The sequence below is a fragment of the Streptomyces sp. NPDC104313 genome, from assembly GCF_055583985.1.
This window is the reverse complement of record NZ_JBVJMW010000001.1, coordinates 155,030-169,260: the sequence shown is the minus strand read 5'-3', so window position 1 is coordinate 169,260 and position 14,231 is coordinate 155,030. Positions and strand designations below refer to the sequence as shown.

Below are 14,231 nucleotides of genomic sequence, written 5' to 3'. Positions count from 1 at the left end.
CTGAGAGCCCCCGCCGGGCACGGCCCGGGGACCCCTCTCGGCTCCTGGGCCCTACAGCCCGGGGATCCGGCCGTTGCGGAAGAGGTCCACGAAGATCTGGTGGTCCGCGCGGGCCCTCGCCCCGTAGCTGTGGGCGAAGTCGACCAGCATCGGCGCGAAGCTCTCCTCGTCGGCCGCTATGGCTGCGTCGATCGCCCGCTCGGTGGAGAACGGCACCAGCGAGTGCCCGCTCTCGTCGTCGGCCGCCGCGTGCATCGTGGCCGTCGCCCGGCCCAGATCCGCGACGACCGCCGCTATCTCCTCCACCTCGTCGATGTCGGACCAGTCCAGGTCGACCGCGTACGGCGAGACCTCGGCGACCAGCTGACCCGAGCCGTCCAGCTCGGTCCAGCCCAGCCACGGGTCCGCGTGCGCCTGGAGCGCCCGCTGGGAGATCACCGTGCGGTGCCCCTCGTGCTGGAAGTACTCCCGCACGGCGGCGTCCGTGATGTGCCGGGAGACCGCCGGGGTCTGCGCCTGCTTGAGGTAGATCACCACATCGTTCTCCAGGGCGTCGCTGTTGCCCTCCAGAAGGATGTTGTACGAGGGCAGCCCGGCGGACCCGATGCCGATGCCCCGGCGGCCCACCACGTCCTTGACCCGGTAGGAGTCGGGACGGGTCAGGCTGGACTCCGGCAGCGTCTCCAGATAGCCGTCGAACGCGGCCAGCACCTTGTAGCGCGTCGCCGCGTCCAGGTCGATCGACCCGCCGCCGTCCGCGAACCGGCGCTCGAAGTCCCGGATCACCGTCATCGAGTCGAGCAGCGAGAAACGCGTGCGCGACCGGGCGGCGCGCAGCGCGCCCAGCAGCGGTCCGTCCGCGGTGTCCAGCGTGAACGGCGGCACCTCGTCGTTCTTCGCGCCCGTCGCCAGTGCGCGGATCCGCTCGCGGTAGGAGACAGCGAAGACCGTCACCAGCTCGCTGATCTGCTCGTCGGCCAGCGCCTTCGCGTAGCCGATCAGTGCCACGGAGGCGGCGAAGCGCTTCAGGTCCCAGGTGAAGGGGCCCACGTACGCCTCGTCGAAGTCGTTGACGTTGAAGACGAGGCGGCCGTTGGCGTCCATGTAGGTGCCGAAGTTCTCCGCGTGCAGATCGCCGTGGATCCACACCCGGCCGGTGCGCTCGTCCAGGAACGGGCCGCCGTGCCGCTCCCGCTCCAGGTCGCCGTAGAACAGGCAGGCCGTGCCCCGGTAGAAGGCGAAGGCCGAGCCCGCCATCTTGCGGAACTTGACCCGGAAAGCGGCCGGATCGGCGGCCAGCAGCTCCCCGAAGGCGGTGTCGAAAACGGCGAGAATCTGCTCCCCGCGCCGCGCTGCGCCGGTCTGCGGTTCCGACATTTCTTGCTGCCTCCTGCTGTAGCTGCTGTGTCTGGCCGAACCCGGGGCCCACGTGGCCGGGCCCTGACCGAGTGCATGACAAAACGGACACGTGTCCCGTCCTCTCCAACGCTCGGCGGAAGCCGGGAGTGCCCGTCGTCCGACTCCGTCACGTCGTAGACTTCCACGCTGTCCCCCCGTCCGTCATCGCCCGACATCCCGGAGGCCCGACGCCGTGACCAAGCCGCCCTTCACGCACCTGCACGTTCACACCCAGTACTCGCTGCTGGACGGTGCGGCGCGGCTCAAGGACATGTTCGAGGCCTGCAACGAGATGGGCATGTCGCACATCGCGATGACGGACCACGGCAACCTCCACGGTGCCTACGACTTCTTCCACTCGGCGACGAAGGCGGGCGTCACGCCGATCATCGGCATCGAGGCGTATGTCGCCCCGGAGTCGCGCAAACACAAGCGCAAGGTGCAGTGGGGGCAGCCGCACCAGAAGCGCGACGATGTGTCCGGATCCGGTGGTTACACCCACAAGACGATCTGGGCGTCCAACAAGACCGGACTGCACAACCTCTTCCGGCTCTCCTCCGACGCGTACGCCGAGGGCTGGCTCCAGAAGTGGCCCCGGATGGACAAGGAGACCATCTCCCAGTGGTCCGAGGGCCTCATCGCCTCCACCGGCTGTCCCTCGGGCGAGGTGCAGACCCGGCTGCGGCTCGGCCAGTTCGACGAGGCGGTCCAGGCGGCCTCCGACTACAAGGACATCTTCGGGGCGGACAAGTACTTCCTGGAGCTGATGGACCACGGCATCGAGATCGAGCGCCGGGTCCGCGACGGGCTGCTGGAGATCGGCAAGAAGCTCGACATCCCGCCGCTCGTGACGAACGACTCCCATTACACGTACGCCAACGAGGCCACCGCCCACGACGCCCTGCTCTGCATCCAGACCGGCAAGAACCTCTCGGACCCCGACCGCTTCCGCTTCGACGGCACGGGCTACTACCTCAAGACGACGGACGAGATGTACGCCGTCGACTCCTCCGACGCCTGGCAGCAGGGGTGCGCCAACACCCTTCTGGTGGCCCAGCAGATCGATACCGCCGGCATGTTCGAGGCGAAGAACCTCATGCCGCAGTTCGAGATCCCGGACGGCTTCACGGAGATCACCTGGTTCCAGGAGGAGGTCCGGGTCGGCATGGGCCGCCGCTTCCCGAACGGCGTCCCCGACGACCGGCAGAAGCAGGTCGAGTACGAGATGGACATCATCATCCAGATGGGGTTCCCGGGGTACTTCCTGGTCGTCGCCGACTTCATCATGTGGGCCAAGAACAACGGCATCGCGGTGGGCCCCGGCCGTGGTTCCGCGGCCGGGTCGATCGTCTCGTACGCGATGGGCATCACCGACCTCGACCCGATCGAGCACGGGCTGATCTTCGAGCGGTTCCTCAACCCCGAGCGCGTCTCCATGCCCGACGTCGACATCGACTTCGACGAGCGCCGGCGCGTCGAGGTGATCCGGTACGTGACCGAGAAGTACGGCGCCGACAAGGTCGCCATGATCGGCACCTACGGCAAGATCAAGGCCAAGAACGCCATCAAGGACTCCGCCCGCGTCCTCGGCTACCCCTACGCGATGGGCGACCGGCTCACCAAGGCCATGCCCGCCGACGTCCTCGGCAAGGGCATCGACCTCAACGGCATCACCGACCCCAAGCACCCGCGCTACGGCGAGGCGGGCGAGATCCGGGGGATGTACGAGAGCGAACCGGACGTCAAGAAGGTCATCGACACCGCCAAGGGCGTCGAGGGCCTGGTCCGGCAGATGGGCGTGCACGCCGCCGGCGTCATCATGTCCAGCGAGCCGATCGTCGACCACGCGCCGCTCTGGACGCGACACACCGACGGCGTCACCATCACGCAGTGGGACTACCCGCAGTGCGAGTCGCTCGGCCTGCTGAAGATGGACTTCCTCGGCCTGCGCAACCTGACGATCATGGACGACGCCATCAAGATGGTGAAGTCCAACAAGGGCATCGACCTGGAGATGCTCTCCCTCCCGCTGGACGACCCCAAGACCTACGAACTGCTCTGCCGCGGCGACACGCTCGGCGTCTTCCAGTTCGACGGCGGGCCGATGCGCTCCCTGCTGCGCCAGATGCAGCCCGACAACTTCGAGGACATCTCCGCCGTCTCGGCCCTCTACCGGCCGGGCCCGATGGGCATGAACTCGCACACGAACTACGCGGAGCGCAAGAACGGCCGCCAGGAGATCACCCCGATCCACCCGGAGCTGGAGGAGCCCCTCAAGGAGGTCCTCGGCCTCACCTACGGCCTGATCGTCTACCAGGAGCAGGTCCAGAAGGCCGCCCAGATCGTCGCCGGTTACTCGCTGGGCGAGGCCGACATCCTGCGCCGCGTGATGGGCAAGAAGAAGCCCGAGGAACTGGCGAAGAACTTCGTCCTCTTCGAGGCCGGCGCCAAGAAGAACGGCTTCTCCGACGCCGCGATCAAGGCGCTGTGGGACGTGCTGGTCCCGTTCGCCGGGTACGCCTTCAACAAGGCGCACTCCTCCGCGTACGGGCTGGTCACCTACTGGACCGGATACCTCAAGGCGAACTACCCCGCCGAGTACATGGCCGCCCTGCTGACCTCGGTCAAGGACGACAAGGACAAGTCCGCCGTCTACCTCAACGAGTGCCGCCGCATGGGCATCAAGGTGCTCCCGCCCAACGTCAACGAGTCGCTGTCCAACTTCGCAGCCCAGGGCGACGACGTGATCCTCTTCGGCCTGACCGCCATCCGCAACGTCGGCCAGAACGTCGTCGACTCGATCATCCGGTCCCGCAAGGCGAAGGGGAAGTACAGCACCTTCCCCGACTTCCTCGACAAGGTCGAGGCGGTCGTCTGCAACAAGCGCACCGTGGAGTCGCTCATCAAGGCCGGCGCGTTCGACGAGATGGGACACACCCGCAAGGGCCTCGTCGCCCACCACGAGCCGATGATCGACAACGTGGTGCAGGTCAAGCGAAAGGAGGCCGAGGGGCAGTTCGACCTCTTCGGCGGCGGCGAGGAGGAGAGCGGCGAGCCCGGCTTCGGTCTCGACGTGGAGTTCTCCGACATCGAGTGGGAGAAGGCCTACCTGCTCGCCCAGGAACGGGAGATGCTCGGCCTGTACGTCTCCGACCACCCGCTGTTCGGCCTGGAGCACGTGCTGTCCGACAAGGCCGACTCCTCGATCTCCCAGCTCATGAGCGGGGACTACGGTGACGGCGCCATCGTCACCGTCGGCGGCATCATCTCCGGCCTCCAGCGCAAGATGACCAAGCAGGGCAACGCCTGGGCCATCGCCACCGTGGAGGACCTGGCGGGCTCCATCGAGTGCATGTTCTTCCCCGCCACCTACCAGCTGGTCTCCACCCAGCTGGTCGAGGACACCGTCGTCTTCGTGAAGGGGCGGCTCGACAAGCGCGAGGACGTGCCCCGGCTGGTCGCCATGGAGATGCAGGTCCCCGACATCTCCAACGCCGGGACCAACGCGCCCGTCGTCCTCACCATCCCCACCGTGAAGATCACCCCGCCCATGGTCACCCGGCTCGGTGAGGTGCTCAGCCACCACCGGGGCGACACCGAGGTGCGGATCAAGCTCCAGGGTCCCCGCAAGACCACGGTGCTCCGGCTCGACCGGCACCGGGTCAAGGCCGATTCGGCTCTCTTCGGCGACCTGAAGGTGCTGCTCGGCCCTGCCTGCCTGGCCGGCTGAGCGCGCGGCACCGAGAACGGCAGGAGGGGCGTCCCGCACATGCGGGACGCCCCTCTCGCTGTCCTCAACGCCTGTCTCTACCGCGTGTGGCCGACGGGTTAGTTGTGGCCGAAGCGTCGCTGATGCTTGCGCGCCACGTCGGACGGGCTGCCCTGGGGCTGCGCCTGCGGCTGGTTCTGCGACTCGTACGCCGTCGACTTGGCCTGCTCCGCGCTCCGCTCCGACGCGGACGCGCGGTCGTGCTGGCTGCCCTGCTTGCGGTTCTTGTTCTTGGCCATGGTGAATGCCTCCTGTGGGGAATCCTGGGGGGCCAGGACCGCTGTCAGATTCACATAGCGCCGCAAACACCGCATGTTGGATCATTACCGTGTGTAGTGGTTCCACCGTGGGGCCCCGTTCCGCCGCCTCCCCCCGGCCTTTCCGCGTCCTGTCCGTCCCTCCTCCCTTTCCTTTCCCTCTCCCTTCTTCCCCTCGTTTCTTTCCGGATCCGCCACGCCGATGATCCAGTTCCGGCCGTTAACCCCCGCACGGTCGGGCAGACTCGAAGGAAACCCTGGGGAAGCGGACCCGGTCATCGAGGAGCGGGCCGCTGAACCGTTCCCGAATTCGGAAGAGGGTGGAACGCGTGGACCGTTGCGTCGTCCTGGTGGACGCCGGCTACTTGCTGGGCGCAGCCGCGAGTCTGCTGGCCGGAGAGCCCGCCCGTTCCCGCATCACCGTCGACCACGCGGCCCTCATCCAGGGGCTGCGCGAGCGCGCCGAGGCCGACACCCAACAGCCCCTGCTGCGCATCTACTGGTTCGACGGCGCCCCCGACCGGGTGCCCCAGCCCGAGCACCGCCGGCTCCGCGTGATGCCCCGCGTGACCGTCCGGCTCGGCGCCCTGACCCGCAGCGACGGACGCTGGGCGCAGAAGGGCGTCGACGCGGCCATGCACGCCGAGCTGACCGAACTGGCCAGGAACCGGGCCTGCTCGGATGTGGTCCTGGTGACCGGTGACGGCGATCTGCTGCCCGGTCTGATGTCCGCCAAGGAACACGGGGTCGCCGTCCACCTCTGGGCCGTGCAGGCCGCCGACGGCGACTACAACCAGTCCGAGGACCTCGTCGCCGAGGCCGACGAACGGCGGGTCCTCGACCGGGCCTGGATCACCAAGGCCGTACGCGCCAAGGACCTCGGCGGCACCTGCGCCCCGCCGCCCGTCCCGCGCCCCGACATCGCCGCGATCCTCTCCGCACCGCTGCCGGAGGCTGCCCTCGCCGCCTCCGCCGAACGCGCCCTGGAGGCCCAGGCCGCCGCGGCCCGGGGCGGCGCCGCCCCCGCCGAGAACACCGCGGTCGCCCCGTCCGACACCCCGTCCGACGCCCAGTCCGCCTCCGGCCACAAGGGCGTTCCCACCCCCAAGGACCTGGCCGCACTGCGAGCCCACGCCACCCACCCGGACCGTCAGCACCCGCCCCAGCCCGCGACCGCCACGCTGCGCTGGTCCTCCGACAGGGGCTGGGTGGAGCGCGGCGGCCCCCTCGGCGAGCCGGCGGAGACCGCGTCCCTGCCGACCCTCGCCCAGGTCACCAGCGCCGAACAGCGCTGGGCGGACCGGGAGGAGGACATCACCACCGTCGGTGGCGACCCCTTCGAGGTGGGCCAGGTCTTCGCCCGCCGCTGGATGGAGCGCCTGCCGGAAACCGTTCACCTGCAGAAACTCTCCACCATGTACCCGCGCATCCCGCACCGGATCGACGGCGAACTGCTGCGGTACGCCGCCCGCTTCGGGCTCCTGGCCCACAAGGACGACCAGATCGACGAGCACGACCGTTATGCGATCCGGGCCGGCTTCTGGCGGGAGATCGATGTCCGGGCCGCCGCCGAGCACGTACCGGCGGGGGAGTAGCCGGCCGCGCCGCCCGGCGCCGCGGGGTGGCCCCGGACGCGAACCGGGGCGTGTGACCCCGTACTCTCGTACCTCGTGAGTACGGGCACAGCACAGGCGCAGAGGGACACCGGCACCGTGTGTGCGGTGCGCGATCTGGTCAAGACCTATCCCGCCGTCCGGGGCCGCCGGGGCACTCCCGCGACGCCCGAGATCCGAGCCACGGACAGCATCAGTCTGGACGTCGAGCGCGGTGAGATCTTCGGCCTGCTCGGCCCCAACGGGGCCGGCAAGTCCACACTGGTCCGCCAGCTCACCGGGCTGATGCGGCCCGACTCCGGCAGCGTCGAGGTGCTGGGCCACGACCTCGTACGCCACCCCGAGCGGGCCTCCCGGCTGATCGGCTACCTCGGGCAGGAATCCACCGCCCTCGACGAGCTGACGGTCTCGCTCGCCGCGGAGACCACCGGACGGCTGCGTGGTCTCGGCGCCCGGGAGGCGCGCGCCGAGCGCGACGCCGTCCTGGAGGAACTGGGCCTCACCGCGATCGCCGGGCGGCCACTGAAGAAGCTCTCCGGCGGTCAGCGCCGGCTCGCCTGTTTCGCCGCCACCCTGGTCGGCGACCGGCCCGTCCTCGTCCTCGACGAACCGACCACCGGAATGGACCCGGTCGCCCGCCGCGCCGTCTGGGCCGCCGTCGACCGCCGCCGGGCGGAGCGCGGGGCCACGGTCCTGCTGGTCACCCACAACGTGATCGAGGCCGAGACCGTCCTCGACCGGGTCGCCGTCCTCGAACGCGGCCGGGTCATCGCCTGCGACACCCCCGCCGGGCTCAAGGAACAGGTCGCCGGGGAGGTCCGCGTCGAGCTGGTGTGGCGTGAACGGGCCCCGCTGGACGTCCCCGAGGTGGCGGCTCTGCGGCCGTCCGCCCAGGAGTCCGGGCGGCGCTGGGTGCTGCGGCTCGGGCCGGACGAGGCGCGGGCCGCGGTCGCCGCGGTGACGGGCGGCGCGGCCTTCGCCGCGCTCGACGATTTCACCCTGACCACGCCCAGCCTGGAGGATGTCTATCTCGCGCTCGGGGGAGACGCGGCCAATGCGACCAAGGGGCTGGTTAAGGCGTGAGGGGCGTGGGAAGTGTGAACGCGGTGAGTGCGGTGAACGTACGCGGCAGGTTGGACGTGTTGGACGTGTTGGACGTGTTGGACGTGTTTCAGGGGGGCGGCCGCAGGTGACGAGCATCATTCCGGCCAGGACCGCACCGCCGTGCCCCCGGCCCGCGCCCGGCCCCTCCGGTACGGGCCCCGCCCGTACCGTCGCCGCGCCCCTCGCGCCGCGCGCCCGGCTGCTGCCCTCGCTGGCCGCCGTCTACCGCGCCCAGCTCTCCCGGGCGCGCGTCGCCCGGATCCCGCTGCTCTTCGTGGCGACCTTCCAGTCCGTCGGGATCATGGTCCTGATGCGGGGCGTCGTGGACGGCGGCGCGGAGGCCCGCGCGGTGGTCGCGGGATCCACCGTCCTGGTCGTCGCGTTCGTCGCGCTCAATCTGCTCGCCCAGTACTTCGGGCAGCTGCGTGCGGGCGGCGGGCTCGACCACTACGCCACCCTGCCCGTGCCGCCCGCCGCTGTGGTGCTCGGCGCGGCTGCCGCCTATGCCTCGTTCACCGTGCCCGGCACGGTCTTCACCGCGATCACCGGAAGCGTGCTGTTCCAGCTGCCGATGACCCATCTGTGGGTCCTGGTGGCCGTCGTCCCGCTCTCCGGCGCGGCCCTGGCCGGTCTCGGCGCCGCCCTCGGGCTGCTCGCCCCGCGCCCGGAGCTGGCGACCCTGCTGGGCCAGCTGGGGATGTCAGCCGCCCTGCTCCTCGGGGTGCTGCCGGCCGACCGGCTGCCGGAGCCGGTGGGGTGGGCGCGCGACCTGCTGCCCTCGACGTACGGGGTCGAGGCGCTGGCCCGGTCCTTCGACGCCCGCCCGGACTGGGGGCTCATCGCCTTCTTCCTCGCGATCTGCGCGGCGGTGGGGGTTCTCTCGCTGGCCGTGGCGACGTGGGCGTACCGGCGGGCCGCCGTACGGTAGTGGCCCCCGGCCACCCAGGACTTCCCGGGTCCGCCGGGCCGGCGGGCACGGGTGCGGCCGGGTGCGGCATCCGGTGAGGCGCCTCACAGGGTGGCCTGGCACGATGGCACGGTGACCGCACCTCTGACGCCGCCCCACCAGCCCGGCCCCCACGACCCGTGGCAGGCCCCGCCTTCGGGCTCCCACCCCGCGCCCCCGGTGGGCGATCCGGACGCCCCGGACGCGGCCACGGAGCTCCGTCAGGCCGCCGTCGTCGTCGTCCTGGTCGCGCTCGCGGGCATCGCGCTCGGGCTGTTGTGGCTGTGGCTCGCGCCGCGCGTTCCGCTGGTCTCCGACGACACGGCGGTCTTCCTCAAGAACAGCGAGGGCGAGGAGGCGATCGGGGCGGATGGAACGTTTGTCCTGCTGGCCATCGGCTTCGGCGTGCTCTCGGCCGCCGCCGTCTTCTGGCGGCTGCGCCGCGGGGGTGTCCTCGTGGTCGCGGGACTGGCGCTGGGCGCGCTGCTCGCCTCGCTGGTGGCGTGGCGGGTCGGCGTCTGGCTGGGACCTTCGCCCGATGTGGTGGGGCGGGCCCGGGAGGCCGGCCAGGGTGTGACGTTCGACGCGCCGCTGGAGCTGCACTCGGTGTGGGTGGCGGTGCTGGCGTGGCCGTTCGCGGCGATGGGGATCCATCTGCTGCTCACGGCGGCGTTCGGGCCGCGGGACGTGGAGCCGGACTGGTCGGGGTACGCGGAGTATCACGGAGGGCCGGTGCAGGGGCCCCTGGCGGGGCCGGGGTCTTCGTCGTCGGGGCCGACGGCCGGGACGGGCACGGGGGACGGGCGCGTCTAGGGTCGCCCGCGGCGGGCTTGTTCCCCCCGCCCGCCTCTTCCCGGTACCGGGGCGCCGCCCCGGAGCCGGCTCATCGAGCGCCGGAAAGGCTGAGCCGTGGGCCCACTCAGCCCGTACGCGCGATCTCCGCGAACGTCGCCCCCGTCAGCTCCGCCAGGTCCGTCGCCGCCAGTTCGACCTCCAGGCCTCGGCGGCCCGCCGACACACAGATCGTGGCGTGGGCGCGCGCCGACGCGTCCAGCACCGTGCGCAGCCGCTTGCGCTGGCCCAGAGGGGAGATACCGCCGCGTACGTAGCCCGTGGCGCGTTCGGCGGCGGCCGGGTCCGCCATCGCGGCGCGCTTGCCGCCCACCGCGGAGGCCAGGGCCTTGAGGTCCAGGGAGCCGGCCACCGGGACCACCGCGACCGTCAGAGCGCCGTCCACGTCCGCCACCAGGGTTTTGAAGACCCGGTCGGGGGAGACGCCCAGGGCCTCGGCGGCTTCCTCCCCGTAGGAGGGGGAGGCCGGATCGTGGTCGTAGGCGTGGACCGTGAAGGCGGTACCCGCCGCGGTCAGGGCGACCGTGGCGGGGGTGCCGCCCGACTGCTTCTTGGGCTTCTTCGCCACCGGGAGGGGTCCTCGATCAGTTGGGGTGGGTGGGGGCCCGGGTCAGGTCGGTCGCGGGCAGCGAGGGCAGGTGCCGGATGACCGCGGTCTCCTTGCGCAGCAGGGTCAGCTCCTCGCGCAGTCGGGTCGCCGTGTCCGGGGCCTGGAGCAGGCGCTGCTTGGTCGGGACGTCCAGGACCGTGGCCGCCGCGACCAGGTAGGAGATCACGGACGGGTCGTCGGGGAGGTCGGCGCCGGTCGCCAGCGACCGTTCGCTCGCCCCGGCCAGCCGCTTCTGATAGGCGCGGAAGGCCCGCAGGACGCCCTCGGCGAGCGCTCCCGCCTCGTCGGCCTCGTCCTCGCCCGGCGGTTCCTCGGCCAGCTCCTCGACCTCGGCGGTCAGATAGGGGCCGCTCGCCTCGACGGACAGCAGCCTGACCCGGGTGGTGCCGGTGGCCAGGACCTCGAAGCTGCCGTCGGCGCGCTCGCGGACCGTCGCCGCGTCGGCGACGCAGCCGACCCGGTGGAAGGTCTGGATCGGGTCGGGGCCGAAGCCCTCCGCCGGAGCGCGCTCGGGGGGCGGGGCGGCCGCGACGGTCTCCGGCATACCGGTGGCCGTCGGGGCGATCTCGCGGCCGTCGCGGATCGCGACCACGACGAAGCGGCGAGGTTCGTCCTCGTCGCTCTTCAGCAGCTCCCGCATCATGGCGCGATATCGCTCTTCGAAGACGTTGAGCGGCAGCACCAGGCCGGGGAACAGCACCGCGTTGAGCGGGAAAAGGGGAAGGCGGGCGGTGGTCACAACGGTCAAGCGTAATGGCCCCGGGGGCGGCCGTGGTCGGCCCGGTCGCCAGGCGGGGGCAGGGAGGCCGTCCGGAGCCGTGCGCTGTCCCGCGCTTCCAGGAACCGGCCGAGCGCGTCCTCGGACACCGACGACCACGGGAACGACGTCGCGTGCAGGCCGATCAGGTTGAACTGGTGCAGGGCCTCCGCCCACCGGCCCCGGGCGAGCAGGACGTACGCGAGGAGATTGCGGACCTCGGCCGGCCAGGGATCGCCGGGCCGGTAGGCGGCGGAGAGCCTGATCGCCAGGTCGGACGCCGTGTCGATCCGTTCCTCCAGTACGGAGGTGGTGCGGCCCGCCGCCGGGGTGTCCAGGAGCAGCGCGAAGGCCGCCCGGACCGGGAGGGCCTGCACCAGGGAGTCGGGCAGCGCGTCCTCGGCGGCCTGCTCGGCGAAGTCGAAGCACTCGCGGTGCGAGCCGTACCAGGCGGCGGAGAGGTAGCGCAGAGCCGCCACATGGCAGCCGTAATGGTGCGCGGAGCGCCGTACGGCCTGCTCCCACAACGCTTCGAAGGCGGTGTGCGTGGCGTGGGTGCCGCGTGCGTGGTCCAGGGCCAGCCGCCACGGCACGGGGTCGCGCGGGTCCGCGTCGGCGGCGGCGGTGATCAGCGGGCCGACCTCGCGGAGCCGTTCCGCGCGGGCGGGCGACTCCCAGGCCCGGTGGACCGACAGCTCCGCCTTGACCAGCAGCGCGTCCGGATCGCGTGGGGCGGCGGCCAGCCAGTCGACGAGCCAGCCGTCCCGGCCGCGGGCGAAGACGACGAGCCGGCCGAGGTAGCGGTCCCGGTTCTCCCAGTCGGCGGCGTCCCGGGTGGTGGCGAGCAGCTTGGCGGCCGGTTCGTAGTCGCCCAGGGCAGCGGAGACCAGCGCGGGGGAGAGCCGCTCGTCGGGGGCGTCGAGCAGCACCGCGTCATCCGCGGGCAGTCCGGCGGACAGCGGAGGGCTGTGCCGGATCATGCGCGCGGTACTGAGCAGAGCGCGAAGGAATGCCATGGTGCAGACCATTGAAAAGCGCTGGTGAGGGCCGCGCCAGAGATGTGCTGTGAAGCTTCTGTGCCGAGTGGATGGGTTGTATCGGACCAGGTCAAGAAAGGGCAAAGGAAATGCCCTTCGCTGGCTTGATCGCACCCTCCCGTGATGATCGCCCCTCCCTCCGGTCGCGCGGTGCGGGCGGCCGGGTCCCTGTCCCCGACCGCCCACGGCCGGATGGAGAGCCCTTCGGGGTCAGCCCCTGCGCAGCATCCGGGACGCCCCCGCTGCCACGGTGGTGGCCAGAACCCACCCCACCAGTACCAGACCGGCCGCGGCCCACTGCCAGGCGTCCTCCATCCGCCAGTACCCGTCCTGCCCGAGGTTGATCACCGGAATCAGCAGATCCAGCGCGTACAGGGCGGGATTCCACTGCGGATGCTCCTCGCCCTTGATGGAGGACGGAACGTGCTGTGCGAACGCCGCCGTGCCCGCCGCCCACAGCACCGCCATCCACACCGCGGCCCGCCCAGGCCGGTAGCCGTACGCCACCGTCCAGTCCTGGAGATAGCCCCAGGCCTTCGCGGCGGGCGGCAGTGTCTCGCGGCGGCGACGCTGCTTGGCCAGCAGCACCTCGCGCGCGTCCGCGTCCTCGCCGCAGCTGCGCATCACCGTGGCCAGCCGCTCGTACGGCTCGGGGACGTACTCCGGGGTCGCGGCGAGCACCCATTCCAGCCGCCGGGAGAGCGGGAAGTGGCCGTAGGGGACGAGGTTCTCGTAGACGAAGCCGCCCATCGCCAGACCGCCCGGGCCCGGCCAGCTCGTCGACAGGTCGATCAGGGTCACCACCTTCGCGCCGTTCAGGACGACCCGGCCCTCCTCCGGGCGCTCCGCGTTGAACCGCAGCTCCGGCGTCACGATCCGGCGCAGCGACAGCTCCTCCTGCCGGGTCATGGTGAACCGGGCCTTGTGCAGGTCCACCGCGTCCCCGAACCGCCCGTCGTCCAGCCGCACCCCGCCCCGGCACTCGAAGATCTGCGAGCGGGTGCCGCGGGCCGGCGTCGGGGCGTAGACCACGCCGTACGGGGGAGTGGTGCCCTGGTTCCCCGTGTCGACGCTCACCCACGCCTCGGTCATGTAGAGCGTGCGCTCGACCGTCAGCTGCGGGGCGTTCAGCGCGCGACGGTCCTCCGCGGCCCGCAGCCGGCTGCCGCGCAGGCTCAGCGAACCGCCCACCTTCGCCCCGCGCAGGCTCAGCTCGCCGAGCGTCTCGATCATCTCGGCCTGGAGGTCCTGGGCGACCGCCATACCGTCCCCGACGACGGCCCGCCCGTGCCGGTCCGGGCCGACACTGAGCTGGTTGATCAGCAGGTCCGTGCCGATCTGGGCGTCGGTCAGCCGGATTCCCCGGTCGATCCGGCAGCGCGGCAGATGCAGATCGCCCTCCGTGCGCAGCCGCGCGGCCTCCAGCCGGGGCAGCGCGCACCCCACCAGCCGCAGGGTCGTGAAGTGGCACTCGGGGAGCACCACCTCCTGCTCGAAGCGGCAGCCGGTCAGCTCCACGTACGGAGCCACCCGGCCGCCCGCCAGATCCAGCTTCCCGGTGATCCGCACCCCCCGGAGCTTCAGCGCCGCCACCCGGCCGGGCCGGGCCGGCGGACCGCTCAGCAGCAGCCGCGCCACCGTGCGCGCGCCGACACTCCGCTCGGGCCCCCACACCTGCGGGGCGAACGGATCGTTGTGGGCCGGGTCGTAACTGCGTAGGTCGTAGGTGGTCCCATTGCGGAAGGACTGCCACATGCCCAGCTCCGCTGCGCTGAGGCCGTCCGGGATGTCGCCTTCGTGCGGCTCGGTCACGGCCGCTCCCTCCGTGCACACATGCTGTAGTGCTGTTCTTCCCTCCGTGTGACGCCATGAAAGCTAGTGGTCAGCA

11 protein-coding genes are annotated in these 14,231 nt (G+C 71.4%); 5 read left to right on the top strand and 6 right to left on the bottom strand.

The window, feature by feature from the left end; all coding sequences use genetic code 11:
* Positions 1-51: 51 nt before the first annotated feature.
* Positions 52-1,377 (bottom strand): DUF2252 domain-containing protein, encoded by a 1,326-nt coding sequence (locus tag ACZ60Q_RS00770; RefSeq protein ID WP_469626372.1) that lies wholly within the window; start codon positions 1,375-1,377, stop codon positions 52-54.
* 214 nt (positions 1,378-1,591) lie between these two features.
* Here ACZ60Q_RS00770 and dnaE point away from each other — a divergent pair, with 214 nt between their 5' ends.
* Complete coding sequence (gene dnaE, locus ACZ60Q_RS00765) at positions 1,592-5,128, top strand: DNA polymerase III subunit alpha (RefSeq protein WP_469626369.1); 3,537 nt, start codon at positions 1,592-1,594, stop codon at positions 5,126-5,128.
* Between the two features lie 98 nt (positions 5,129-5,226).
* Here the strand turns inward: dnaE and ACZ60Q_RS00760 are convergent, their stop codons facing one another.
* Positions 5,227-5,406, bottom strand: coding sequence for a hypothetical protein (locus ACZ60Q_RS00760; RefSeq protein WP_469626366.1), 180 nt, complete (start codon positions 5,404-5,406; stop codon positions 5,227-5,229).
* Positions 5,407-5,744: 338 nt separating this feature from the next.
* On the opposite strand from ACZ60Q_RS00760, the gene ACZ60Q_RS00755 reads away from it, so the two are divergent.
* The 4 genes from ACZ60Q_RS00755 to ACZ60Q_RS00740 all read left to right on the top strand — a co-directional run bounded on the left by ACZ60Q_RS00755 (position 5,745) and on the right by ACZ60Q_RS00740 (position 9,900).
* Positions 5,745-7,019, top strand: a complete 1,275-nt coding sequence (locus ACZ60Q_RS00755; RefSeq protein ID WP_469626363.1) for an NYN domain-containing protein — start codon at positions 5,745-5,747, stop codon at positions 7,017-7,019.
* 117 nt (positions 7,020-7,136) lie between these two features.
* Complete coding sequence (locus ACZ60Q_RS00750) at positions 7,137-8,120, top strand: ABC transporter ATP-binding protein (protein ID WP_469627939.1); 984 nt, start codon at positions 7,137-7,139, stop codon at positions 8,118-8,120.
* 106 nt (positions 8,121-8,226) lie between these two features.
* Positions 8,227-9,069, top strand: coding sequence for an ABC transporter permease (locus ACZ60Q_RS00745; RefSeq protein ID WP_469626360.1), 843 nt, complete (start codon positions 8,227-8,229; stop codon positions 9,067-9,069).
* Positions 9,070-9,159: 90 nt separating this feature from the next.
* Positions 9,160-9,900, top strand: coding sequence for an ABC transporter permease (locus ACZ60Q_RS00740; protein WP_469626358.1), 741 nt, complete (start codon positions 9,160-9,162; stop codon positions 9,898-9,900).
* A 106-nt stretch (positions 9,901-10,006) separates the two neighbouring features.
* Here the strand turns inward: ACZ60Q_RS00740 and ybaK are convergent, their stop codons facing one another.
* The 4 genes from ybaK to ACZ60Q_RS00720 all read right to left on the bottom strand — a co-directional run bounded on the left by ybaK (position 10,007) and on the right by ACZ60Q_RS00720 (position 14,155).
* Positions 10,007-10,507: a Cys-tRNA(Pro) deacylase gene (gene ybaK, locus ACZ60Q_RS00735; protein ID WP_469626355.1), complete on the bottom strand. Its 501-nt coding sequence runs from the start codon at positions 10,505-10,507 to the stop codon at positions 10,007-10,009.
* Positions 10,508-10,523: 16 nt separating this feature from the next.
* Positions 10,524-11,288, bottom strand: a complete 765-nt coding sequence (locus tag ACZ60Q_RS00730; RefSeq protein ID WP_469626353.1) for an LON peptidase substrate-binding domain-containing protein — start codon at positions 11,286-11,288, stop codon at positions 10,524-10,526.
* A gap of 5 nt (positions 11,289-11,293) precedes the next feature.
* Complete coding sequence (locus ACZ60Q_RS00725; protein ID WP_469626350.1) at positions 11,294-12,334, bottom strand: hypothetical protein; 1,041 nt, start codon at positions 12,332-12,334, stop codon at positions 11,294-11,296.
* A 219-nt stretch (positions 12,335-12,553) separates the two neighbouring features.
* A complete protein-coding gene (locus ACZ60Q_RS00720) occupies positions 12,554-14,155 on the bottom strand; it encodes an oxidoreductase (protein ID WP_469626348.1) in 1,602 nt (533 codons plus the stop codon).
* Positions 14,156-14,231 lie beyond the last annotated feature (76 nt).